Genomic DNA, 19722 nt, shown 5'->3' on the forward strand with positions numbered 1-19722 from the left:
AGCGACGGGGTCCATAGAGAACCTGCGCTCCAATGCAGCACCTGTAGCGAAGCTTCGCTCGGCCCTTCGCGAGCAGCTTCGCTACAGGAATAGATGCCCGGTTCGAAACGACTGGGCGATTTTTTTAGAACTGCCATGTATCGACTGCCTCTACGACCTGAAGTCCGTAGTTGGGCCTCGGCCCAATTGAACGGTTTCAGCCAGATATTCCTGCAGCGCCACCCTGGCTGCGGCGCACTGATCCTGCTTGCCATCGCGCTGGGCGCCCCCGCCCTGCTCGGTGGTGCACTGCTGGGTGGTGCAGCCGGTTGGCTCACTGCCGTTCGACGGCGATATCGCAAGGAAGACATCGAAGCCGGGCTCTACGGCTACAACGGCGTGCTGCTGGGTCTGCTGCTCAGCGCACGATTCGAGCCATCGCTCTATCTGGCGCTGGTTATCCTGTGCGCCGGCGGGATGTCCTCACTGCTGCTCAATCCATTGCTTGCAGCCGCACGCCAGCGCAAATGGCTGCCGGCCTATACGCTGCCCTTCGTCAGCTTCGGCTGGCTGTGGCTAGCTCTGGGTGGGCCACTGGAGCTGGTCCCCAGCGCAGCATCGGCCGACGGACTGTTGCAGCATGGCTGGATTGGCACACCGCTGGCGGTCGTGCGTGGAATTGGCCAGGTGATTTTCCTCGATGCCCCGTTGGCAGGTGCCTGTGTGCTCACCGCACTGCTGGCGGCCAACTGGCGCGTAGCCGCCTGGGCACTTTTCGGCTCTGTCCTGGCGCTTAGCCTGGCCACGCTCCAGGGGCTACCCGAGCAAGACCTGCTGGCCGGACTGTACGGGCTGAATGGCGCCCTGGTCGCTATCGCGTTGGGCAAGGACTTCCGCCAACCCTGGTCCGTGCTTGCCGGTGTGTTGCTGAGCGTTCTGCTACAACCCGGTTTTGCCGTGCTAGGCCTGCCAGCCATGACGGCCCCCTTCATCCTTGCCTGCTGGCTGGTGTTGGCCAGCACGCTCCTGCTGCGCTGCATCCTGCCAAGCCTGCGGCGTTTGCCGGAGTGAACCAATAACCCCACTCCCTGAGGCTGTACTCAATCGGTGGGGGCAAATTCCTTCGCAATGGGCCACAACGCGCCCCACGCAACCTCTCGGCAGACCTACCTGGCAAATGAATTCGCCCCTCTAGGGGAACGCCGCCACGAAAACAAACATGAATAAACAAATACTTTTTTAGTATTAAACGAATATAAAAAGGCCGGATATAGTCACGTCGTCACACTGCCCCCCAGAAGGAACTCCCTGTGAAACGACTGTTCTCCGCCTCCCTGCTCGCCGCCGGCCTGGCCCTGGCAAGTGCCGCTCAGGCTGCGCCTACCCTGCTCAACGTTTCCTATGACGTGATGCGCGACTTCTACAAGGACTACAACGCCGCATTCCAGAAGCACTGGCAGCAGGAGAATGGCGAGAACATCAACCTGCAGATGTCCCATGGCGGCTCCAGCAAACAGGCTCGCGCAGTCATCGACGGCTTGCCGGCTGACGTGATCACCATGAACCAGGCCACGGACATCAATGCCCTGGCCGATCACGGCGGCCTGGTGCCGCAAGACTGGGCCAGCCGCCTGCCGAACGACAGCGCACCCTTCACCACCGCCACCGTGTTCATCGTGCGCAAGGGCAACCCTAAAGGCCTGAAGGATTGGCCGGATCTGCTCAAGGATGGCGTGCAGGTCGTGGTACCTAACCCGAAGACCTCCGGGAACGGTCGCTACACCTACCTTTCCGCTTGGGGCTACGTGCTGAAAAATGGCGGAGACCAGGACAAGGCCAAGGACTTCGTCGGCAAGCTGTTCAAGCAGGCCCCGGTGCTGGACACCGGCGGTCGCGCCGCCACCACCACCTTCATCCAGAACCAGATCGGCGACGTGCTGGTGACCTTCGAGAATGAAGCCGAGATGATCGCCCGCGAATTCGGCCGCGGCGGCTTTGAAGTGGTCTACCCCAGCGTCTCGGCCGAAGCCGAGCCGCCGGTTGCCGTGGTCGACAAGGTGGTGGACAAGAAAGGTACCCGCGCCGCCGCCGAGGCCTACCTGAAGTACCTGTGGAGCGACGAAGGCCAGACCATCGCCGCCAACAACTACCTGCGCCCACGCAACCCGGAAATCCTCGCCAGGTTCTCCGACCGCTTCCCGAAAGTGGACTTCTTCTCGGTAGAGAAGACCTTCGGTGACTGGCAAGACGTGCAGAAGGTGCACTTCAACGACGGCGGCGTGTTCGACCAGGTCTACACCGGGCGATGACCCGTTCGCCCTGCCCGATCGCGGGCAGGGCCTCACTCCTCAGGCTCCCCGCCAACCCAGTGTCCGCAAGGCTCCCAGGAGCGTATCCCCATCCAGCGCCGGTACCCGCCGCCCATCCGCGCTCACCATCTCCTGCCCCGCCAGCACGGCATTGATGATCGCCTCCTCAACCGCCTCCGCAGCCCCCAGGAAAAGCGGCGAGACATGGTCGTTATTGACCATTTCCAGTGGTGTGCTGAACGACAGGTCCTTGCGCCCGTAATCCGCTGGCGGCAGGTCGCAATTGCCCGTGGCGAAGGCGACAAAGATGTCACCACTGGCGTCCTCGGTGCCACCGCCGGTACGGGCGATGCCGATGGAAGCACGCTGAGCCAGGCGCTGGCACTGATGGGGTAACAGCGGTGCATCAGTGGCCAGGATGACCACGATAGAGCCCATGCCTGGAGTACCGTGTTCGGCGAAGGGGGATTCAATCTCGCACAGCAGGCGCCCAACCGGGTAGCCGTCAACCCGCAACTCGCGGCGGATGCCGTGGTTGGCCTGAACCAGTGCGCCCACCGTCCAGCCGCCCTGCTCCGGTGGAAGCCGGCGCGACGCCGTGCCGATGCCACCCTTGAACTCATGGCAGATCATTCCTGTACCACCCCCGACCGGTCCCTCGGCTACTGCGCCGCTTCGCGCATCAGCCAAGGCCTCGGCCACTTCAGCGGGGCCGACATGCTGGCCCCAGATGTCGTTGAGCACGCCGTCGTACGTTTCCATCACCACCGGCATACACCAGTACACCGAGTCGCCGGCTTGAGCACGTTCCTCAGCGACCAGGGCGTCACGCACCGCGCCGACGCTGTGGGTGTTGGTGATGGCTAGCGGCGTGGTCAGCAGACCCGCCTCGCGGATCCACTCCAGCCCGGTGGCGTCGCCGTTGCCATTGAGTACATGGCATCCGGCAAAACACGGCTGTTCGCGGGCCGATCCGGCCCGCGGCTGTACCAGCGTCACGCCGGTGCGCACTAGCTTGCCGCTGCGCTCTTCGCAAATCGTGCTGTGGCCGACCCGTACGCCCGGCACATCCGTGATGGCGTTGAACTCACCCGGCATGCCGAGCCCGATATTGATACCAAGTTGACGCGCACGCATAACGACTCCTGGAATTCAGAGTTTCTGGAAGGCGGGACTGAGCTTGCCGTAGGTGCCATAGAGGATCACCGATACCGCCAGTAGCCCGAGGATGGTCAATAGGTCCTGGCCGGAGGCCTCCAGCGCCAGGTTGAGCAGCAGGTAGCCCGCGCCGATCACCGCCAGCAGCGCCGGCAGAGGCCATAGCGGCATGCAGTAGGTGTGCTCGATGTCGCGCCGCAATACCCGGCTGAATAGCGCACAGAGCGCGATGATCAGATAAACGAAGACGAGCAGCAGCACGGTGAACGAGGTCATTTCCGCCAGGTTGGAACTGAAGCTGAGTAGCGCCGAAGGGACCGCGAGGAACAAGGTGGCCAGCCAGGGCGACCCCCATCGCGGATGAATTCGAGTGAACGCGCGATTGAGAGCGGGCGTCCAGAGCTCATCACGACCGCTGCTGAAGATTACCCGGCCAATCTGGATGACGATGGCGATGATGGCGTTGAACACCGAGAGGAATATCCCGACACTGACCAGCCGGGATAGGGTTTCGTTGCCATGACTGGCAAGCAGATAGCCGATGGGGTCCGGGCTGGCCACCATCTCGGCGAGCGAAGGTGCGCCAATCAGCAGAGCCGTCAGCGGCGCCAATTCAATGGCGACAACCAGCAGCAGCGACCAGAGAACGGCCCTGGGCAAACCGTGGCCACCGTCCTTCATGTCCTCTGCCAACAGCACGGCGCCGCCGAAGCCGTTGTAGGAAAACAACGCTATGCCAACCGCGCCGATCACCAGGGCCATCGGCGCCGCTTGCAGCACACCGTTCTCCAATAACTGGGGCTGCAGCAACACGCTCGCCGGCTGCTCTGGGTTACCAAAACCAAGGACGACGATCACCAGCAGGGCCGCGACCTCAAGCAGGAGGCAAATACCCGTGACCCAGGCATTGAGCTTGATATTGAGGACGCCCAGCAAGTAGCTCGCCGCCACGATGACCAAGGCCACCATCTGTGAATCGAACTGCGTTCCCAGGGCAGCATTGAGGTAGGTTGCCGCGCCGGTCGCCAGCACTGGCGGAACGAATATCATCGCCGCCAGCACCGTCAGGAAAGTGGCATAGCCTGCCATGCCGCCGAACACACGCTTGGCATAGACGTATTCGCCACCGGCGGTCTTGTGCGCGCGGCCGAGCTCCGAGTAACACCAGGCGAACATCAGCGCCAACACCGCAGCCAGGACAAAGGACAGGAACGCCCCACTGCCGGCCTGCTGGATGGCGAAGGGAGCGATGACAAAAACCGAGCTGGCCGGAGTGACACTGGAGACCGTGATAGCGACCACATCGAAGGTGCCCAAAGTGGGCTTGAGCGAACCCGTGGACGGGCTGGAAGAGCTCATATCCTGATCCTCTTGCTTGTTATTGGGATTGAGGCGGGAACGAAGCGTTGCCGGCTTGTGCAGCGGCGCTGTTGTTGTGGAGCGGATTCTGAGGAGGCATGACTGCAGAGCCAATCACCCTATTGGAGTACGCCCCTTGACGCGGACCGGGCTTGATCGGCCAAGCTTGCGCTCCCAGCCTGAGCGGATTCGGAGATGCACATGGAAACCTTGTTCCGGGAGGTCGGCCTGCACGCCAGCCTCGGCCGCACCATCGAGCAGATCGGTCGCGAGCGTTTCTGGAAGCAACTGATCCTGCTGCTGCACCAATGGCTGCCGTTCGACAATGCGCTGGCCACCCACTACCCGGCGGAAGGCGTCCCCCTTCCCCTGGAGGTCTACGATGTCGTGCCCCAGATCGGCCCGGCACCGATGGTCGCGTACCTGAACGGTCTTTACCTGCTTGACCCCTTCTACCAAGCCTGCCAGGAGGGGTTACCCAGCGGTCTGTATCGCCTGGAGGAAATTGCCCCAGACCAGTTCCGCCTGAGCGAGTACTTCCTCAGCTACTTCCATGACAACGTGCTGGAGGATGAAGTGCAGTTCATTCTCCAACTGCCTGGCGAAGGGGCACTCTCGCTATCGCTGGGCATGCGGCGCCTGTTCAACACCGAAGAATGCGGCATGCTCGCCCTGCTTTCGACCTGGGTACTGGCGTTGATGCAGCAGCACTGGCACCAATGCAGCCTGCGCCCCCAGGCAGCCCGAAATGATGAAATAGCTACGCAAGTACGTGATGCACTAAGCCAGTTTGGTGCAGGGGTCCTATCGGAACGGGAGCTGGAGATCGCACGCCTGATACTGCGTGGCTATTCGTCGAAAGCCATCGCCGAGCGCCTGGCCATCTCGCCTGAAACGGTGAAGGTGCATCGCCGACACCTGTACGCCAAGCTGGATATCTCCTCCCAGCCGGAGCTGTTTTCGCTGTTCATCCAGGCGTTGGGGCACGATCCGGAGAATCCTTGAACCTCGTGCGCAAGGTGCAATAGGCCCCTCTCCCGTAGATGGGAAAGGGGCTCAGGCTATTCGGAGAGCGGCGGCTCTGGTAGCGGCGGATTCACTCCCCAAGCAGGCCAACGGCCTGCCTGACTCAGTGAAAACGCCGCCCCAGCCCTGCAGGAACACCGCTGGCATCAGTCGGCTCCCAAGGCCCATGCGGGCTGTTGGAATAGCTCCAGCCGTTATCCCAACGGTAATAGATGCGCTCGCGATAGAAGATGTTGCGCTCACCTTCCAGCACGTAGACGCCAAGCCCGGTATCCCAATAGCAGTTGCCGCCAGGTGGTGGCGCAAAGCGCGGGTGCGCGCTCATCCGCGGTGCCGGCTTGGCCGGCTGCGGCTGCGGCGGTGGCATGGGACGCTGCTGTTGCGGTTTCGGTTGGGACGGGGTGTACACCGCTGGAGGCTCGCGGTCGGGCTCACGCGGCTCGTAGTAAGGGCCTTGTGCAACGCAACCGCCGAGGCCCAGCAGCAGGCCTATCAGGGGCAGGCCCAGCCGAGAACGGCGGGCCTGCATTTCGAGTTCTTGAACGGTCATTTCTTGTCCGGGCTGTCTATGGTCAGACGTTGGGGCTCCAACGTGCCAGTAGACAACGGCGAACTGCTTCCGATCCATTCACCCGACGTAGCGTTGCCGCTGCGGGAGATCCGGGCGACCAACTGCACTTCCGGGAAGTTGGAAAGCTTGAGCTGCGGCATCATGGCGTCCGCATCGCTCAGGCTGACCTCCACCGGCAGGTCGGCAACTGTCATGCGTTTGACGGCCAGTGGCATGGGCGGCCCAGAGGCTGCGCGAGCGAAAACGAACACGCTGTCGCCGGGCTTGACCTTGTCCTTGAGGGCGGCGGCCAGGTCCACGCGAACCTTCAGCTGCGCACCGACAGCCGCAGTGGCAGCCGGCGTCTCGACGCTGACGCCACTTTCCTTGAGCTTCTCGCGGGCTTTGTCGATGCCGCCTTGCAACGCGCCGCGCGAGGGATCATCGGCAGGCAACTGGACGATCAGGCGCTCCCAGTAGCGAATCGCATCCTGGTAACGGCCGTCTTCGAAGCCGGCTATCCCCAGCAAGCCGAGACTGGTGACTTCGTTGGGATCAGCCTTCAGGGCCTCCTCCGTCAGCGCTTTCACTTCTGGGGTCAGACGCTTCTGAGCGGCAAAATACAGGGCCTGAGCCCATTGGCCGAGCAGTTCGGGCTGACGCCCTGCCCGCTTGACCGCTTGTTCATAGGCACGGGCAGCATCGGCCGCGCGGTCCTGGGCCATGTAGGTACGACCGAGGAAGTACCAGCCCTCCGCGGATTCCGGCTGGGCCTCTACCGCACGCTCCAGACGTGCGGTCATTTCCTCCATGGAACGCGGCTGCTCGCGCATTTCGCGGGCAAGTTCCACCTTGTCACTAGCCCCCCAGTGCAGGTACATGCCGAAACCAAGCGCCGGAGCCAGGATAGCGGCAACCAGCGGCAGCGCCTTGCCCAGGCGGGAAACTCGGGCGATGTCAGCGCCCTCCGTATCAGCCAGAAGCTCGCGGGCCGCTTCGGCACGGCCTGCATCGAACTGTTCCTGGGTCAGGGTGCCGGCAGACCGCTGGCCTTCCAGCTCATCCAGGCGCTCCTGGTACAGGGCGACGTTGAGGGAGGTACGGTCTTCCTCGGTCTGGGCCTTGCGGCCACGCAGCACGGGAATCAGCAGGAAGGCCAGAGCGACCAGCAGCAGCAGGCCGGCGGCGAGCCAGAAATCAATCATGGGGCTTTCTTGTCCTGGTTCTCGGAGTTCAGCAGGGCATCGAGACGCGCCTGCTCCTCAGCGGAAAGCATTACTTGCGAGGGTCTGTTCTCAACTCGGCGGCGGCGCACGACGATGATGCCCAGCACCACCAGCCCACCTACCAGCAGGCCTGCCGGGCCGTACCAGAGCAGCAAGGTGCGGGCATTCACCGGCGGCTTGTAACGCACGAAGTCGCCGTAGCGCGCCACCAGAAAGTCGACGATTTCCTCGTTGCTCTTGCCCTCTTCCAGCATGCGGAAGATTTCCCGCCGCAGGTCGGTGGCAATTGGCGCATTGGAATCTGCGATGTTCTGGTTCTGGCACTTGGGGCAACGCAATTCTTCGGTAAGTGTACGGAAACGCTCACGCTCGGCCTCGTCCTTGAAGCTGTAGGTGTCGATCGCGGCCCGGGCTGCGCCGCTCAGCGCCAGCCCCAGGAGTGCGGCAGCCAGCAGGCGCTTCATTGCCCGCCCCCATTGACCAGCGCCTGGTACAAAGGCGCCAGCTGCTCGCGCCAGACCGTCTCGTCGATCACACCGACGAACTTGTGGCGAATGATGCCGTCCTTGTCGATCAGGAAGGTTTCCGGTGCACCGTAAACGCCCAGGTTGAGGCCGAGGCTGCCCTGCTCATCACGGATATCCAGCTGATAGGGATTGTGGAACTCATTCAGCCATTTCAACGCAGCGGCGTTGTCGTCCTTGTAGTTCACGCCGTAGATGGTCACGCCCATCTGCGCCAGCTTGTTCAACACCGGGTGTTCGACGCGGCAGGCCACGCACCAGGTCCCCCAGACATTGACCAGCGCCGGCTTGCCCTTGAGGTCGGCCTCGGTGATGGTGCGGTCGCCACTGACCGAAGGCAGCGAGAAGGCCGGAAACGGCTTGCCGATCAGCGCCGAAGGCAGCTCGGCCGGGTCGAGGAACAAGCCGCGATAGAGGAATACCGCGATGGCGAGAAAGGCCAGCAGCGGCAGGACCAGGATCAGGCGCTTCATGCTTGGGCTCCAGACATACCCAGCGCGTCACGGACGCGGGTCTTCACTTTTACGCGGTAGCGACGATCGACGGCTGCCAACACGCCACCCAGGCCCATCAGCAGTCCACCCAGCCAGATCCAGCGGATAAACGGCTTGACGTGCACACGCACCGCCCAGGCGCCAGCATCGAGCGGCTCGCCCAGTGCGACGTAGAGGTCACGAGTAAAACCGGCGTCGATGCCCGCCTCGGTCATTACCGACTGCTGGACGGTGTAGAGGCGCTTCTCCGGATGCAGGACGGAGATCTGCTGCTCGCCCTTGTAGATGATCACGGTGCCCTTGTCGGACGTGAAGTTGGGGCCTTCATGGTGCGCCGCCCCCTCGAAGAGGAAGCGGTATCCGCCGAGCTCCACCGACTCACCCGGCGCCAGGCGCAGGTCACGCTCGGCGCTGTACTGGCTGGACAGGACCACACCCAGGGCACAGACCGCAACGCCCACGTGGGCCAATTGCATCCCCCAGTAGCTGCGCGTCAGCCCGCGGATACCGGTAACCAGCCCCTTGTGGCGCGTCTTGTCGACCAGGTCGCGGACGCCGGCCAGCACTACCCAGGCGGCGAGGAAGCCCACGGCCAGCACGGCCCAGTGGAAGTCGCCATAGAGGAACGCAGCCAGCACGCCCAGCACCAGGCTGCCGATCAGCACCGGGCCGAGCATGCCGAGCAGCCACTGCAGCGGGGTGTCCTTCCAGCGCACCAACACGCCAGCGGCCAGGGCCAGCATGAGGATCCCCATCAGCGGCAGGAAAAGCGCATTGAAGTACGGCGGACCCACCGAAAGCTTGGCGCCGGTCAGGGCATCGAGCACCAGCGGATAGAGAGTGCCGAGGAGGATCATCGAGGCCACCACCACCAGCACCAGGTTGTTCACCAGCAGTAGCGTCTCGCGGGACCAGAGGGCAAAGCCCACCTGGCTCTTGACCACCGGCGCGCGCACGGCGAACAACGTCAGCGAGCCCCCCACCACGAGCAGCAGGAAGGCAAGGATGAACACGCCGCGTTCCGGATCGGAGGCGAAGGCATGCACCGAGGTCAGCACCCCGGAACGGACCAGGAAGGTACCCAGCAGGCTCAGGGAGAACGCTGCGATCGCCAGTAGTACGGTCCAACTCTTGAACACACCGCGCTTCTCGGTCACCGCCAGCGAGTGGATCAACGCAGTGCCCACCAGCCAAGGCATGAAGGAGGCATTCTCCACCGGGTCCCAGAACCACCAGCCGCCCCAGCCCAGTTCGTAGTAGGCCCACCAGGAGCCGAGCACGATGCCGACACTGAGGAAGGCCCAGGCGATGATGGTCCAGGGTCGAGACCAGCGCGCCCAGGCCGCATCCAGGCGACCGCCGAGCAGTGCAGCGATGGCAAAGGCGAAGGCTACCGAGAAGCCCACGTAGCCCATGTAGAGCATCGGCGGGTGGACGATGAGGCCGAAGTCCTGCAACAACGGATTGAGGTCGTTGCCGTCCGCCGGGACGCTCGGCAACAGGCGATTGAAGGGGTTGGAAGTGACGATGAGGAACAGCAGGAAACCGATGCTGATCATGCCCATCACCGCCAGCACGCGAGCCAGCATGACTTCGGGCAACTGCCGGGAGAAAACCGACACCGCAAAGGTCCAGCTGCCGAGTATCAGCGCCCAGAGCAGCAGCGAGCCCTCATGCGCGCCCCATACGGCGCTGAACTTGTAATACCAGGGCAGAGCACTGTTGGAGTTGCTGGCAACGTAGGCTACCGAAAAGTCATCGACCATGAAGGCATAGGTCAGGCAGCCGAACGCGAATGCCAGGAAGGCGAACTGCCCCCAGGCAGCCGGCTGCGCCAGGCTCATCCATTGACGGTCGCCACGCCAAGCGCCCACCAGCGGCAAGGTGGCCTGCACGATGGCCATGCACAGCGCAAGGATCAGGGCCAGGTGGCCAAGTTCAGGGATCATCAAATCAGCCCTCTTTCTTCGGCGGCAACTGGCCGCTTTCCTTGAGGGCCTTGGTCACCTCCGGAGGCATGTAGTTCTCGTCGTGCTTGGCCAGCACCTCATCGGCCACCAATACGCCGTCGGCATTCAGCTTGCCGAGGGCAACGATGCCCTGCCCTTCACGGAACAGGTCCGGGAGGATGCCGTGATAACGGATGGTCACGCTCTTGGCGAAGTCAGTCACCACGAACTGCACGTCGAGGCTATCACCCGAGCGCTGAACCGAGCCTTTCTCCACCATACCGCCAGCACGGATGCGCGTGTCCTGCGGCGCTTCGCCGTTGGCGATTTGCGTAGGGGTGTAGAACAGGTTGATGTTCTGTTGCAGCGCAGACAGCGCCAGGGCTACGGCTATCGCCACCCCCGCCATGATGGCGAGAATGATGAACAGGCGTTTCTTGCGAACCGGATTCACTTCGACTCCTCCCGGCGCAAACGACGCGCCTCGTCTTGCAGGTAACGTCGGCGCGCCAACAACGGCATGGCGACGTTGATGGCCAACACGACCAGGCTGATGCCATAAGCCGACCACACGTAAAGGCCATGGTTACCCATGGCGAGAAACTCGGTGAAAGACGAAAAATTCATCAGCCCTTCTCCACTTGTGCCCGAACTTCAGCCTTGGCCCAGCTGCTGCGGGATTCACGCTTGAGTACATCCAGGCGCATGCGCAGCAGCACCACGGTGGTGAAGAAGCAGTAGAAGCCGAGGACCATGATCAGCAGCGGCACCCACATCTCCGGCGGCATGGCCGGTTTTTCGGTGATCTTGAAAGTGGCCGGCTGATGCAGGGTGTTCCACCACTCCACCGAGTACTTGATGATCGGGATGTTGATCACACCGACAATGGCCAGCACCGCACAGGCCTTGGCAGCGCTATCACGATTGCTGATCGCCTGGCCGAGGGCAATGACACCGAAGTACAGAAAAAGGAGGATGAGCATCGACGTCAGTCGCGCATCCCATACCCACCAGGAACCCCAGGTAGGCTTACCCCAAATGGCGCCGGTAAGCAGTGCCACGAAGGTCATCCAGGCACCGATCGGAGCGGCAGCCTGCAAGGCGACGTCGGCCAGTTTCATCTTCCATACCAGCCCAACCACGCCGCAAACCGCCAGCATGATGTAGCAGGACTGCGCCAGGAAAGCCGCCGGCACATGGATATAGATGATGCGGAAGCTGTTGCCCTGCTGGTAATCCGGCGGCGCAAAGGCCAGGCCCCAGACCAGACCGACGGCGATCAGGATCACGGAAGCCCAGGCGAACCTGGGCAGCCAGCGACCACTGATCTCGTAGAACCATTTGGGCGAGCCCAACTTGTGGAACCACGCCCAGTTCATCGGGACCACCCGCTCATCGATACAGCATGTTCGGACTTCGGCAGTTTTCTCATCAGGGCAACTCTTGTTTCTTATTCGCCGACGCTGATGGTCAGGCCGGCGGCTATGGCAAAAGGTGTCAGGGTAACCGCCAGGGCGGTCAGGCTGGCCAGCCACAGCAGGTGGCCGACCGCAGGCAGTCCTTGCAGGGCCGCTTGCAACGCCCCACTGCCGAGAATCAGCACTGGGATGTACAGCGGCAAAATCAGCAGCGCAAGCAGCAGTCCACCACGTTTGAGCCCTACGGTTAGCGCGGCACCGACCGCGCCGAGCAGACTCAAGACTGGCGTGCCGAGTAGCAGCGAGAGCAACAGCACGGGCAGGCAACGTGTCGGCAGGCCGAGCATCAAAGCCAGCAGCGGCGCCAACAGTACCAGTGCCAGTCCGGAAAACAGCCAGTGTGCCAGCACCTTGGCCAGCACCAGAAGCGGCAAGGGGTGCGGCGAAACGACCCACTGCTCCAGCGAGCCATCCTCGAAGTCACTACGGAAAAGGCCGTCCAGCGAGAGCAGCACGGCCAAAAGAGCCGCCACCCAGACCAGGCCGGGCGAAAGGCTTTGCAACAATTGGGTTTCCGGCCCCACCGCCAGAGGAAACAATGCAACCACTATGGCGAAGAACACCAGCGGGTTGGCCAATTCCGCCGGACGGCGCACCAGCAGGCGAGCTTCGCGAGCCACCAGAAGCGTGAAGACACTGCTCATGCGCGGCGCTGCCCCAGATCAAGTTCGCGATAACCGGCAGGTACCTGCCCCATGCTGTGGTGGGTGGTAAACACGACCAGGCCATCCTGCTCGCAATGCCGCGCCAAGTGCGCCTCCAACTGAGCGACGCCCTGCTTGTCGAGGGCGGTGAAGGGTTCGTCGAGGATCCACAATGGCGGGGCATCCAGGTACAGGCGAGCGAGTGCGACGCGGCGCTGCTGGCCGGCAGACAGCGTATGGCACGGGACGTCTTCGAATCCGCGCAGCCCCACGGCGTCCAATGCCTGCCAGATGGCGTCGCGCCCAGCGGGTTGATGCAGGGCACAGAGCCACCGCAGGTTTTCCTCTGGGGTCAGGAGCCCCTTGATTCCGGCAGCATGGCCAATCCACAAAAGGTTACGTGCCAGTTCGCTGCGCTGGCTCGCCAGCGGCTTGCCGTTGAGGCGCACTTCACCCGCGGTTGGTTGCATCAGGCCGCAAAGCAATCGGAGCAAGCTGGTCTTGCCACTGCCGTTCGGACCGCTGACCTGCAACATCTCGCCCTGGTGCAACTGCAGGTCCAGCCGCTCGAACAGCAGACGCCAGTCCCGCTCACAAGCGAGGGCCACGGTCTCGAGATAGGGACTGGTCACGGCATGGATACCCGGGAAGTGTTCAAGTCAGGGAGGTACCGGCCGCTATACTGGAACACGCACGACTCGCAGCCGGCCCGGACGGGGCGGCATTATACATGCCATCCCCTTCACCCGAAGCGAGCTTTTTCGACAGGTTGTTACCCTTCGATGACAGAAATCAGCGGCACTCGCTCCTTGCCCCCCAGCCAACCCGTCAAGCGCCCCGGCCAGATAGCTGCGGACCTGGCGCTCAAGCTGCTGCAGCCGCTGGATGGCCTACTGGCAGCGGGGGATAGCGCCCAGGCCGAGGTCATTGCAGTCAAGGAGACTGCGCAAAGCTTCCAGCTCCTGCTCAAGCTGACGCTGGCCAATGGCAGCCAGGCAACCATCGCAGCCCGCAGCTCGCGACCGGTGGCCCAAGGCAGCCTTCTCAACGTCACGGCGCTCTCCGAAACCCGGCTGGCCATGACCCTGCAAGGCGGAGAAAAAGCGCTGGGCAGCCTCGACCTGGACCTGCTGCCAGTTGGCACCCTGCTCCAAGGCAAGGTGGTAGCCACTGAGGTGGCAGCCCAAGGCAAAGCCCAGGCCGCTGTCTACAAGGCCCTCATAAGCCTGCTCAACACCCCTTTGGCCGGTCGCCAGCTGAGCATCGAAAGCCCGCGCCCCCTGGCCATCGGCAGCCTGCTTACGGCAATGGTACAAGGCAGTCAGAAGCTTCAGTTCCTGCCGCTGTCGGCTCAACTGGATCAGCTGGAGCTGAGCCAGCAGCTGGCTAGCCAGCAGGGTCGCCAAGGTTCGCTCGAAGGCCTCTTCAGAGCCTTGCAAGGCATGGGACGGGACAATTTGCCCGAGGCCCTGCGCGGCACCATGGACAAACTCCTGGGCGCCCTCCCTGATGCCCGCCAGCTCGGCGATGCCAAGGGGCTGGCCCAGGCGCTGGAGAACAGTGGCCTGCTGCTCGAGAGCAAGCTGCTGACCGGCCAGACGGTCGCACTGTCACAGGACTTCAAAGGTAACCTCCTACGCCTGATCGCTCAGCTGCTGCCCACGCTGCCCACGCCCACGACACTGCCTGGCACTGGTACCAGCAATGCAATGGCCCAGGCACTGCCGACCTTCATCCGCAGCGCACTGGGCGCACTTGGCCAGGCCAACGCTCGACAGCAAGCCCTCAGCTTTCCACTGCCATCGCGGCTGACCCAGGCGCGGGACGGTGAAGAGGACCTGGAAGCCCTGCTGAAGCTGGCTGCGGCCGCTGTTTCACGCCTGCAGACGCATCAACTGTCGAGCCTGACGCAAAGTCAGGTGACGCCTGAGGGCAATCTGCTGACCACCTGGCAACTGGAAATACCGATGCGTAACCAGCAGGAAATCGTCCCGTTGCAGATCAAACTGCAGCAGGAGCGCGATGGCAAAGCGAAGCCCGGCGAGCAGAAGGAAAGCCTCTGGCGTATCGAACTGGCATTCGATCTCGAGCCGCTCGGCCCGCTGCAGGTCCAGGCACAACTGGCCCACGGCAGCGTTTCCAGCCAGCTCTGGGCGGAGCGGGCCAGCACCGCCAGCCTGATCGACCTGGAGCTCCCGCAGCTGCACGAACGACTGGTTGCCGCAGGCCTCACGGTCGGCGAACTGACCTGTTGCCAGGGCAAGCCAACTCAAGGGCCTCGCACCAACCTGGAACAGCGCTGGGTGGACGAAACCGCATGAGACCAACGCCCTTGCGCGCACCCTGTGCTATCGCTTGCTTGCGCTACGCCTCGCTGCACGATTCGGGCTGCCTCGATCTGCCATTGGGCCGTACTTCTGCAAGGAAAACGCAATGAGCAACGACACGCCCCGCCAGGCCATTGCCCTCTCCTATGACGGCAGCTCCGCGCCCAGTCTCACGGCCAAGGGTGATGACGAACTGGCCGAAGCCATCCTGGCCATCGCCCGCGAATACGAAGTGCCGATCTACGAAAATGCCGAACTGGTGCGGCTGCTTGCGCGCCTGGAGCTGGGTGATGCGATTCCAGAGTCGCTGTACCGCACCATCGCCGAAATCATCGCCTTTGCCTGGTACCTCAAAGGCAAGTGTCCGCCCGACCTTGTGCCAAAGCGGGAATGTGCCCCAGAGCAGGATGTGGCCACTGCGCCCGCGCGTCTCAACGCTCCGGCCGATTGAACACCAGACGCTCGCCCTGCAGCCCCTTACCCTGCGGAAAATCCAGCAACTGCCAGGCGAAGTAGCCTTCGCGGAAGTAGAACACCTGCCGATAGCCCCAGCTCACCGCCATGCGTACGGCTTCGGCGCCATGGGGGCACACATCGCTGTCGCAGTAGATCACCAGCGGCATGTTCCTGGGCCAGTCGGGCCTAGCCAGCTCGTCGAATCGACCCGCCAGCTCGTAATGCAAGGCACCGTGCACATGGCCCCAGGACCACTCGCGAGTCGGACGAACGTCGATGAATACAGCCCCGCGCTCGTAGAGGTAACGTGCTTGGAGCACATTGACCGTCATCGCGCCGTCGACCTCCATAGGGGCCTCTTGGGCATGTACCAGCGATGCCAGGCAGAACAGCAGGATTGGAAGGAGACGCATCACCGGACCTCCCCGGAGAGAAGCCCCGGAATTTCAGCTTAGGCCCGTGGCAGAGGACGGCTTGGAACTATTGGCGAAAGGGGATGGGGAGCTAAGAACCTCGCGGCCTAAGCACTAGCCTGAGCCGGCTGTGTGGCTTAGGCCCAAGGGCGAACCAGCGTTGCAGGAGAGCGAGTCAGCCGCGGTCCCTCTGCGCCTGATGCAGCTTGCTCACCAGTTCAGCCTCCGCGGTTGTCAAGCCGCAGGCGTGTGTGAGATCGGCGACGCTGGCGCCCAGACCGACGAGGCGTGCCGCCTGGGTGAAGGAAAGGCTAGTGGGATCGCGCTGCTCGATCTGGTTGAGTTTGTCCGGCAGGGGCGCAACCACCTGGCGCAGCTCATGGAGCTCCTCGCCCATGCGGATGCTGCCGCTGAGGTAGGCATCCAGTCGTTTGGAAAGCTCTTTGATCCGCAGGTCACGAAGCGCATCGCGCCGGGCCTGCGCTTCGACCTCGAGGCGAAAGCGCTTGGCAAGCCACAGGCAAGCGCCGGCCAGAGCGGCGCAGGCCACCCCCAGCACTGCCAGCGCTATCCAGATCAACTCAAATACTCTCCAGTTCCGACCACTCTTCCTCGCTCATCATCTTGTCCAGCTCGACGAGAATGAGCAGTTCGCCGTTCTTGTTGCAGACGCCCTGAATGAACTTGGCGGACTCATCGTTGCCCACGTTTGGCGCGGTTTCGATTTCCGATTGGCGCAGGTAAACCACCTCGGCAACGCTATCGACGAGGATGCCGACGACCTGTTTGTCCGCCTCGATGATCACGATGCGCGTGTTATCCGTCACCGGAGCCGGGCCCAGGCCGAAGCGCTGACGGGTATCGATCACGGTCACCACGTTACCGCGCAGGTTGATGATGCCCAGAACGTAGCTCGGCGCCCCCGGCACCGGCGCGATTTCGGTGTAGCGCAGCACTTCCTGGACCTGCATCACGTTGATGCCATAGGTTTCGTTGTCCAGGCGGAAAGTCACCCACTGCAGAATGGGGTCTTCAGCACCTTGCGCGGACGTATTCTTCATGTTCCCTAGCCTCGTCTTGGGCTGCCCCCAGGCAGCGATCGCGGGTTCTGCCCGCTGTTATGCAAACGGGGCCCCATGCTGCACGGGGCCGCTTTTCAATTCAACGACATCTGTTTGACGGCGCCGCTGGCAATCAACTCAGCCAGGGCCGAAACATCCAGCAGCGCACACATATGCTCGATCACGGTGCCTGCCAGCCATGGACGCAGGCCGCGCTGGCTGCGCCATTTGATTTCACTCGGGTCCAGGCGAATCGACCGACTGACCTGGTGAACGGCCAGTCCCCACTCGTAACCCTGGACCGAAATCACATACTGCAGCCCTTCACGGAAGTCGTCGCGGTAACGCTCCGGCATCACCCAGCGCGCGGTATCCAGCACTTTCAGATTGCCCGCCTGGCACGGAAGTATGCCCAGAAACCAGTCCGGCTGACCGAACAGTGGCGTCAGCTCCTGACCTGCCAATGGGTAGATGGAGCCAAGCGAAACCAGCGGCACAGCCAGGGTCAAGCCGGCGACGTCGAACAGCAGGCACTCGAAAGGCTCCTCGCCCCAGGCCGGCCGGCCCTCGGCATGCAGAATCGGGATATCAAGAAGCTGCGCGCTGGGAACACTGAGTTCGACGAGCGGCTCGACCCTCGTTTCGACCTGCTCGAAATGCCGAGCCTCTACGATGGCCAGTTGCGGCTCAGGCTCGGCTTCCGGCTCGGCGACGACCTCCTGCTGCACCGGGACCTGTGGTTCGGGGACCGGTTCGGCAGTCACCATCCGGGGCATACGTGCATCACGCACCTGCTCCTCGAGGACGGCAGCCTCGAACTCTTCAAGGCTGATGCTTGCCTCCAGTTCGACCGAGGCCTCCTGCAGCAGTGCATCAAGATACGACTGCAGTGCCAGTTGCGGGCGTGTGGCGGTAGCAGTGGCGACGGTACGGCTCATGGCGAGAATCCAGCGGATTGATCTTGACTACCTATCGGCAGGCAATCGGCCTGACTTGAGTACCGCGGGTCGGCACAAGCACTCATTTCAAGCCACCCGGGTGGCCAGTTGCTGGCTCAGCAGATGCTTGAGCAAGGCGCGATAGGCAATTACGCCGCGACTGTTGTTGTCGTACTGGGATGGCGTCACCCCGGCGCGGCTGGCATCGCGCAAACGCGTGTCCACCGGGATGTAGGCTTGCCAAAGGTGATCGAGGTAGCTGTTGCGCAATAGTTTGAGCGTGTTCAGCGAGGCCTGGGTGCGCCGGTCGAAAAGCGTCGGCACGATGGTGAACGGCAGCGCCTGTTTGCGTGACCGGTTGACCATGGCCAAGGTGCTGACCATGCGTTCAAGCCCCTTCACCGCAAGGAACTCGGTCTGCACCGGAATTACCAGGTGCTGGCTGGCGGCCAGCGCATTGACCATCAGCACGCCGAGCAGCGGCGGGCTGTCGATGACAGCGTGGTCATACTCCTGCCACAGCTGCGCCAGACTCTTGGCCATCACCAGACCCAGCCCGTTCTGCCCCGGCGACTGGCGCTCCAGTGTGGCGAGGGCCGTGCTGGAGGGCAGCAGGGCGATGCGTTCATGGCTGGTCGGCAGCAGCAATTCGCGCGGGAGGCCCGCAGGGACCCCACCCTGATGCAGGAACAGATCGAAGCAGCTGTGCTCGAGGGCATCCGGATCGTGTCCGAAGTAACTGGTCATCGATCCATGGGGGTCGAGGTCGACAATGACCACCCGCTTGCCGGCGTCAGCCAGCAGGCCCGCCAGAGCAATGGATGTGGTGGTCTTGCCGACTCCACCTTTTTGATTGGCTACTGCCCAGACTCTCATCGTTCTCATCCTCCCGGCCGGACCATAAAGGTGCCGAGAATCAGCACCCGCCTTTATGGGGCAGGTGACGGGGAATTGACGGCACCCTCTGCAGGGACCGGTGCTGCCACAGGTGGTGCAGGTTGCGTGCCAGCCCTCTGCAAGGCGCTATCCACTTTGGCGTGGGCACTGCCGACGCCGCTCACGCTGCGCCGCACATCAAGATTGCGTGAAATCACCAGCACCACACGTCGGTTGCGCGCCCGCCCTTCCGCCGTTGCATTGTCAGCTACCGGTTGGAACTCGCCATAGCCCACCGCCGCCAGGCGCCCAGCCGCAACACCCTTCATTGCCAGCATTCGCACGATGCTGGCTGCACGCGCCGTGGACAGTTCCCAGTTGGACGGGAAATGCGTCGTGCTGATGGGCAGGTTGTCGGTGAAGCCCTCGACATGCACAGGGTTGTCGTAGGGCGCCAGAATCCTGGCAACCCTCTCGACAAGGGCAAAGGCTGCATCGTTCGGGACCGCGTCGCCGCTAGGGAACAGCAGGCTCGAGTTCATCTCGATCTCAACCCACAGCTCATTGCCGCGCACGCTCAATTGGCCATCACGCATCAGGTCGCCAAAGGCATCCCGCATGCCCAGGGCAATCTCTTGCAGCGGGTCGGCGCTCGGGTTGTCGATCGCGGCCTGGCTGCGTTCGCTTTCCTGCTCCAGCAGAGCCCGATCCGGCTCAGTGGTCCTCGTTTTCTCCTCGCCCACGGGGATGGGCTTTATCGAGTGGTCCTGCTGGCTGAACGCACCTACCAGGCTCTCAGAGAGGATCTTGTACTTGCCTTCGTTGATCGAGGAGATGGAGTACATCACCACGAAAAAAGCGAACAGCAAGGTGATGAAGTCCGCGTAGGACACCAGCCAGCGCTCGTGATTCTCGTGTTCTTCCTGATGCCGCCTGCGCGCCATGACGAGCCCCC

At 62.9% G+C, this 19722-nt stretch carries 23 protein-coding genes; 5 read left to right on the forward strand and 18 right to left on the reverse strand.

Annotated elements, in window-relative coordinates; all coding sequences use genetic code 11:
* Positions 1-135 precede the first annotated feature (135 nt).
* The gene (locus OXH74_RS23825; RefSeq protein WP_375739151.1) at positions 136-1050 is read left to right on the forward strand and encodes an urea transporter; all 915 of its coding nucleotides are present in this window, start codon (positions 136-138) and stop codon (positions 1048-1050) included.
* 239 nt (positions 1051-1289) lie between these two features.
* Positions 1290-2288 (forward strand): sulfate ABC transporter substrate-binding protein, encoded by a 999-nt coding sequence (locus OXH74_RS23830; protein ID WP_375739152.1) that lies wholly within the window; start codon positions 1290-1292, stop codon positions 2286-2288.
* A 39-nt stretch (positions 2289-2327) separates the two neighbouring features.
* Here the strand turns inward: OXH74_RS23830 and OXH74_RS23835 are convergent, their stop codons facing one another.
* Together OXH74_RS23835 and OXH74_RS23840 are read right to left on the reverse strand one after the other, a co-directional pair.
* Positions 2328-3425 carry a P1 family peptidase gene (locus OXH74_RS23835; RefSeq protein WP_375739153.1) on the reverse strand — a complete coding sequence of 366 codons (1098 nt, stop codon included), beginning with the start codon at positions 3423-3425 and terminating at the stop codon, positions 2328-2330.
* A gap of 15 nt (positions 3426-3440) precedes the next feature.
* A complete protein-coding gene (locus OXH74_RS23840; protein ID WP_375739154.1) occupies positions 3441-4805 on the reverse strand; it encodes an APC family permease in 1365 nt (454 codons plus the stop codon).
* Between the two features lie 201 nt (positions 4806-5006).
* On the opposite strand from OXH74_RS23840, the gene OXH74_RS23845 reads away from it, so the two are divergent.
* On the forward strand, positions 5007-5810 hold the full coding sequence (locus OXH74_RS23845) for a LuxR C-terminal-related transcriptional regulator (protein ID WP_375739155.1): 804 nt from the start codon (positions 5007-5009) through the stop codon (positions 5808-5810).
* 124 nt (positions 5811-5934) lie between these two features.
* Here OXH74_RS23845 and OXH74_RS23850 read toward each other — a convergent pair whose 3' ends face one another.
* The 10 genes from OXH74_RS23850 to ccmA all read right to left on the reverse strand — a co-directional run bounded on the left by OXH74_RS23850 (position 5935) and on the right by ccmA (position 13328).
* Positions 5935-6381 carry a hypothetical protein gene (locus OXH74_RS23850; protein WP_375739156.1) on the reverse strand — a complete coding sequence of 149 codons (447 nt, stop codon included), beginning with the start codon at positions 6379-6381 and terminating at the stop codon, positions 5935-5937.
* Positions 6378-7586 carry a c-type cytochrome biogenesis protein CcmI gene (ccmI, locus tag OXH74_RS23855; protein ID WP_375739157.1) on the reverse strand — a complete coding sequence of 403 codons (1209 nt, stop codon included), beginning with the start codon at positions 7584-7586 and terminating at the stop codon, positions 6378-6380. Before ccmI ends, OXH74_RS23850 begins: the two co-directional genes overlap by 4 nt.
* Positions 7583-8071 (reverse strand): cytochrome c-type biogenesis protein, encoded by a 489-nt coding sequence (locus tag OXH74_RS23860; protein WP_215373245.1) that lies wholly within the window; start codon positions 8069-8071, stop codon positions 7583-7585. Before OXH74_RS23860 ends, ccmI begins: the two co-directional genes overlap by 4 nt.
* Positions 8068-8604, reverse strand: a complete 537-nt coding sequence (locus OXH74_RS23865; RefSeq protein WP_375739158.1) for a DsbE family thiol:disulfide interchange protein — start codon at positions 8602-8604, stop codon at positions 8068-8070. The genes OXH74_RS23860 and OXH74_RS23865 overlap by 4 nt, the downstream gene beginning before the upstream one ends.
* The gene (locus OXH74_RS23870; RefSeq protein WP_375739159.1) at positions 8601-10574 is read right to left on the reverse strand and encodes a heme lyase CcmF/NrfE family subunit; all 1974 of its coding nucleotides are present in this window, start codon (positions 10572-10574) and stop codon (positions 8601-8603) included. Before OXH74_RS23870 ends, OXH74_RS23865 begins: the two co-directional genes overlap by 4 nt.
* A 4-nt stretch (positions 10575-10578) precedes the next feature.
* Entirely contained in the window at positions 10579-11028 is a 450-nt protein-coding gene (ccmE, locus tag OXH74_RS23875) for a cytochrome c maturation protein CcmE (protein WP_375739160.1), read from the reverse strand.
* Positions 11025-11201: a heme exporter protein CcmD gene (gene ccmD, locus OXH74_RS23880; protein WP_375739161.1), complete on the reverse strand. Its 177-nt coding sequence runs from the start codon at positions 11199-11201 to the stop codon at positions 11025-11027. Before ccmD ends, ccmE begins: the two co-directional genes overlap by 4 nt.
* Positions 11201-11953, reverse strand: a complete 753-nt coding sequence (locus tag OXH74_RS23885; protein ID WP_375739162.1) for a heme ABC transporter permease — start codon at positions 11951-11953, stop codon at positions 11201-11203. Before OXH74_RS23885 ends, ccmD begins: the two co-directional genes overlap by 1 nt.
* A gap of 71 nt (positions 11954-12024) precedes the next feature.
* Positions 12025-12696, reverse strand: coding sequence for a heme exporter protein CcmB (gene ccmB, locus OXH74_RS23890; RefSeq protein WP_215373258.1), 672 nt, complete (start codon positions 12694-12696; stop codon positions 12025-12027).
* Complete coding sequence (ccmA, locus tag OXH74_RS23895; RefSeq protein ID WP_375739163.1) at positions 12693-13328, reverse strand: cytochrome c biogenesis heme-transporting ATPase CcmA; 636 nt, start codon at positions 13326-13328, stop codon at positions 12693-12695. The genes ccmB and ccmA overlap by 4 nt, the downstream gene beginning before the upstream one ends.
* 150 nt (positions 13329-13478) lie before the next feature.
* On the opposite strand from ccmA, the gene OXH74_RS23900 reads away from it, so the two are divergent.
* Together OXH74_RS23900 and OXH74_RS23905 are read left to right on the forward strand one after the other, a co-directional pair.
* Positions 13479-15017: a flagellar hook-length control protein FliK gene (locus OXH74_RS23900; RefSeq protein WP_375739164.1), complete on the forward strand. Its 1539-nt coding sequence runs from the start codon at positions 13479-13481 to the stop codon at positions 15015-15017.
* 112 nt (positions 15018-15129) lie between these two features.
* Positions 15130-15474 (forward strand): EscU/YscU/HrcU family type III secretion system export apparatus switch protein, encoded by a 345-nt coding sequence (locus OXH74_RS23905; RefSeq protein ID WP_375739165.1) that lies wholly within the window; start codon positions 15130-15132, stop codon positions 15472-15474.
* On the opposite strand, the gene OXH74_RS23910 is transcribed toward OXH74_RS23905, so the two are convergent.
* The 6 genes from OXH74_RS23910 to motD form a co-directional block, all read right to left on the reverse strand.
* Positions 15455-15892, reverse strand: coding sequence for a rhodanese-like domain-containing protein (locus tag OXH74_RS23910; protein ID WP_375739166.1), 438 nt, complete (start codon positions 15890-15892; stop codon positions 15455-15457). The two genes, OXH74_RS23905 and OXH74_RS23910, sit on opposite strands and share 20 nt — an antisense overlap.
* Before the next feature lie 175 nt (positions 15893-16067).
* Positions 16068-16472: a DUF2802 domain-containing protein gene (locus OXH74_RS23915; protein ID WP_215373267.1), complete on the reverse strand. Its 405-nt coding sequence runs from the start codon at positions 16470-16472 to the stop codon at positions 16068-16070.
* A gap of 1 nt (position 16473) precedes the next feature.
* On the reverse strand, positions 16474-16953 hold the full coding sequence (locus OXH74_RS23920; protein WP_215373270.1) for a chemotaxis protein CheW: 480 nt from the start codon (positions 16951-16953) through the stop codon (positions 16474-16476).
* A 95-nt stretch (positions 16954-17048) separates the two neighbouring features.
* Positions 17049-17891 carry a chemotaxis protein CheW gene (locus OXH74_RS23925; RefSeq protein ID WP_375739167.1) on the reverse strand — a complete coding sequence of 281 codons (843 nt, stop codon included), beginning with the start codon at positions 17889-17891 and terminating at the stop codon, positions 17049-17051.
* A gap of 87 nt (positions 17892-17978) precedes the next feature.
* Positions 17979-18767, reverse strand: coding sequence for a ParA family protein (locus tag OXH74_RS23930; protein WP_375739168.1), 789 nt, complete (start codon positions 18765-18767; stop codon positions 17979-17981).
* A gap of 53 nt (positions 18768-18820) precedes the next feature.
* Complete coding sequence (gene motD, locus OXH74_RS23935; protein WP_375739169.1) at positions 18821-19711, reverse strand: flagellar motor protein MotD; 891 nt, start codon at positions 19709-19711, stop codon at positions 18821-18823.
* Positions 19712-19722: the final 11 nt, after the last annotated feature.

Source organism: Metapseudomonas boanensis, from assembly GCF_042232855.1.
GTDB classification, from domain to species: Bacteria; Pseudomonadota; Gammaproteobacteria; order Pseudomonadales; family Pseudomonadaceae; genus Metapseudomonas; species Metapseudomonas boanensis.

Coding starts and splice junctions, on each gene's coding strand:
- OXH74_RS23930 (WP_375739168.1), bottom strand. CDS start 18,767: ATGAGAGTCTGGGCAGTAGCCAATCAAAAAGGTGGAGTCGGCAAGACC.
- OXH74_RS23900 (WP_375739164.1), top strand. CDS start 13,479: ATGACAGAAATCAGCGGCACTCGCTCCTTGCCCCCCAGCCAACCCGTC.
- motD (WP_375739169.1), bottom strand. CDS start 19,711: ATGGCGCGCAGGCGGCATCAGGAAGAACACGAGAATCACGAGCGCTGG.
- OXH74_RS23860 (WP_215373245.1), bottom strand. CDS start 8,071: ATGAAGCGCCTGCTGGCTGCCGCACTCCTGGGGCTGGCGCTGAGCGGC.
- OXH74_RS23920 (WP_215373270.1), bottom strand. CDS start 16,953: ATGAAGAATACGTCCGCGCAAGGTGCTGAAGACCCCATTCTGCAGTGG.
- OXH74_RS23825 (WP_375739151.1), top strand. CDS start 136: ATGTATCGACTGCCTCTACGACCTGAAGTCCGTAGTTGGGCCTCGGCC.
- ccmB (WP_215373258.1), bottom strand. CDS start 12,696: ATGAGCAGTGTCTTCACGCTTCTGGTGGCTCGCGAAGCTCGCCTGCTG.
- OXH74_RS23925 (WP_375739167.1), bottom strand. CDS start 17,891: ATGAGCCGTACCGTCGCCACTGCTACCGCCACACGCCCGCAACTGGCA.
- OXH74_RS23845 (WP_375739155.1), top strand. CDS start 5,007: ATGGAAACCTTGTTCCGGGAGGTCGGCCTGCACGCCAGCCTCGGCCGC.
- OXH74_RS23870 (WP_375739159.1), bottom strand. CDS start 10,574: ATGATCCCTGAACTTGGCCACCTGGCCCTGATCCTTGCGCTGTGCATG.
- OXH74_RS23865 (WP_375739158.1), bottom strand. CDS start 8,604: ATGAAGCGCCTGATCCTGGTCCTGCCGCTGCTGGCCTTTCTCGCCATC.
- OXH74_RS23835 (WP_375739153.1), bottom strand. CDS start 3,425: ATGCGTGCGCGTCAACTTGGTATCAATATCGGGCTCGGCATGCCGGGT.
- ccmI (WP_375739157.1), bottom strand. CDS start 7,586: ATGATTGATTTCTGGCTCGCCGCCGGCCTGCTGCTGCTGGTCGCTCTG.
- OXH74_RS23905 (WP_375739165.1), top strand. CDS start 15,130: ATGAGCAACGACACGCCCCGCCAGGCCATTGCCCTCTCCTATGACGGC.
- ccmD (WP_375739161.1), bottom strand. CDS start 11,201: ATGAATTTTTCGTCTTTCACCGAGTTTCTCGCCATGGGTAACCATGGC.
- OXH74_RS23885 (WP_375739162.1), bottom strand. CDS start 11,953: ATGAACTGGGCGTGGTTCCACAAGTTGGGCTCGCCCAAATGGTTCTAC.
- OXH74_RS23850 (WP_375739156.1), bottom strand. CDS start 6,381: ATGACCGTTCAAGAACTCGAAATGCAGGCCCGCCGTTCTCGGCTGGGC.
- OXH74_RS23840 (WP_375739154.1), bottom strand. CDS start 4,805: ATGAGCTCTTCCAGCCCGTCCACGGGTTCGCTCAAGCCCACTTTGGGC.
- OXH74_RS23910 (WP_375739166.1), bottom strand. CDS start 15,892: ATGCGTCTCCTTCCAATCCTGCTGTTCTGCCTGGCATCGCTGGTACAT.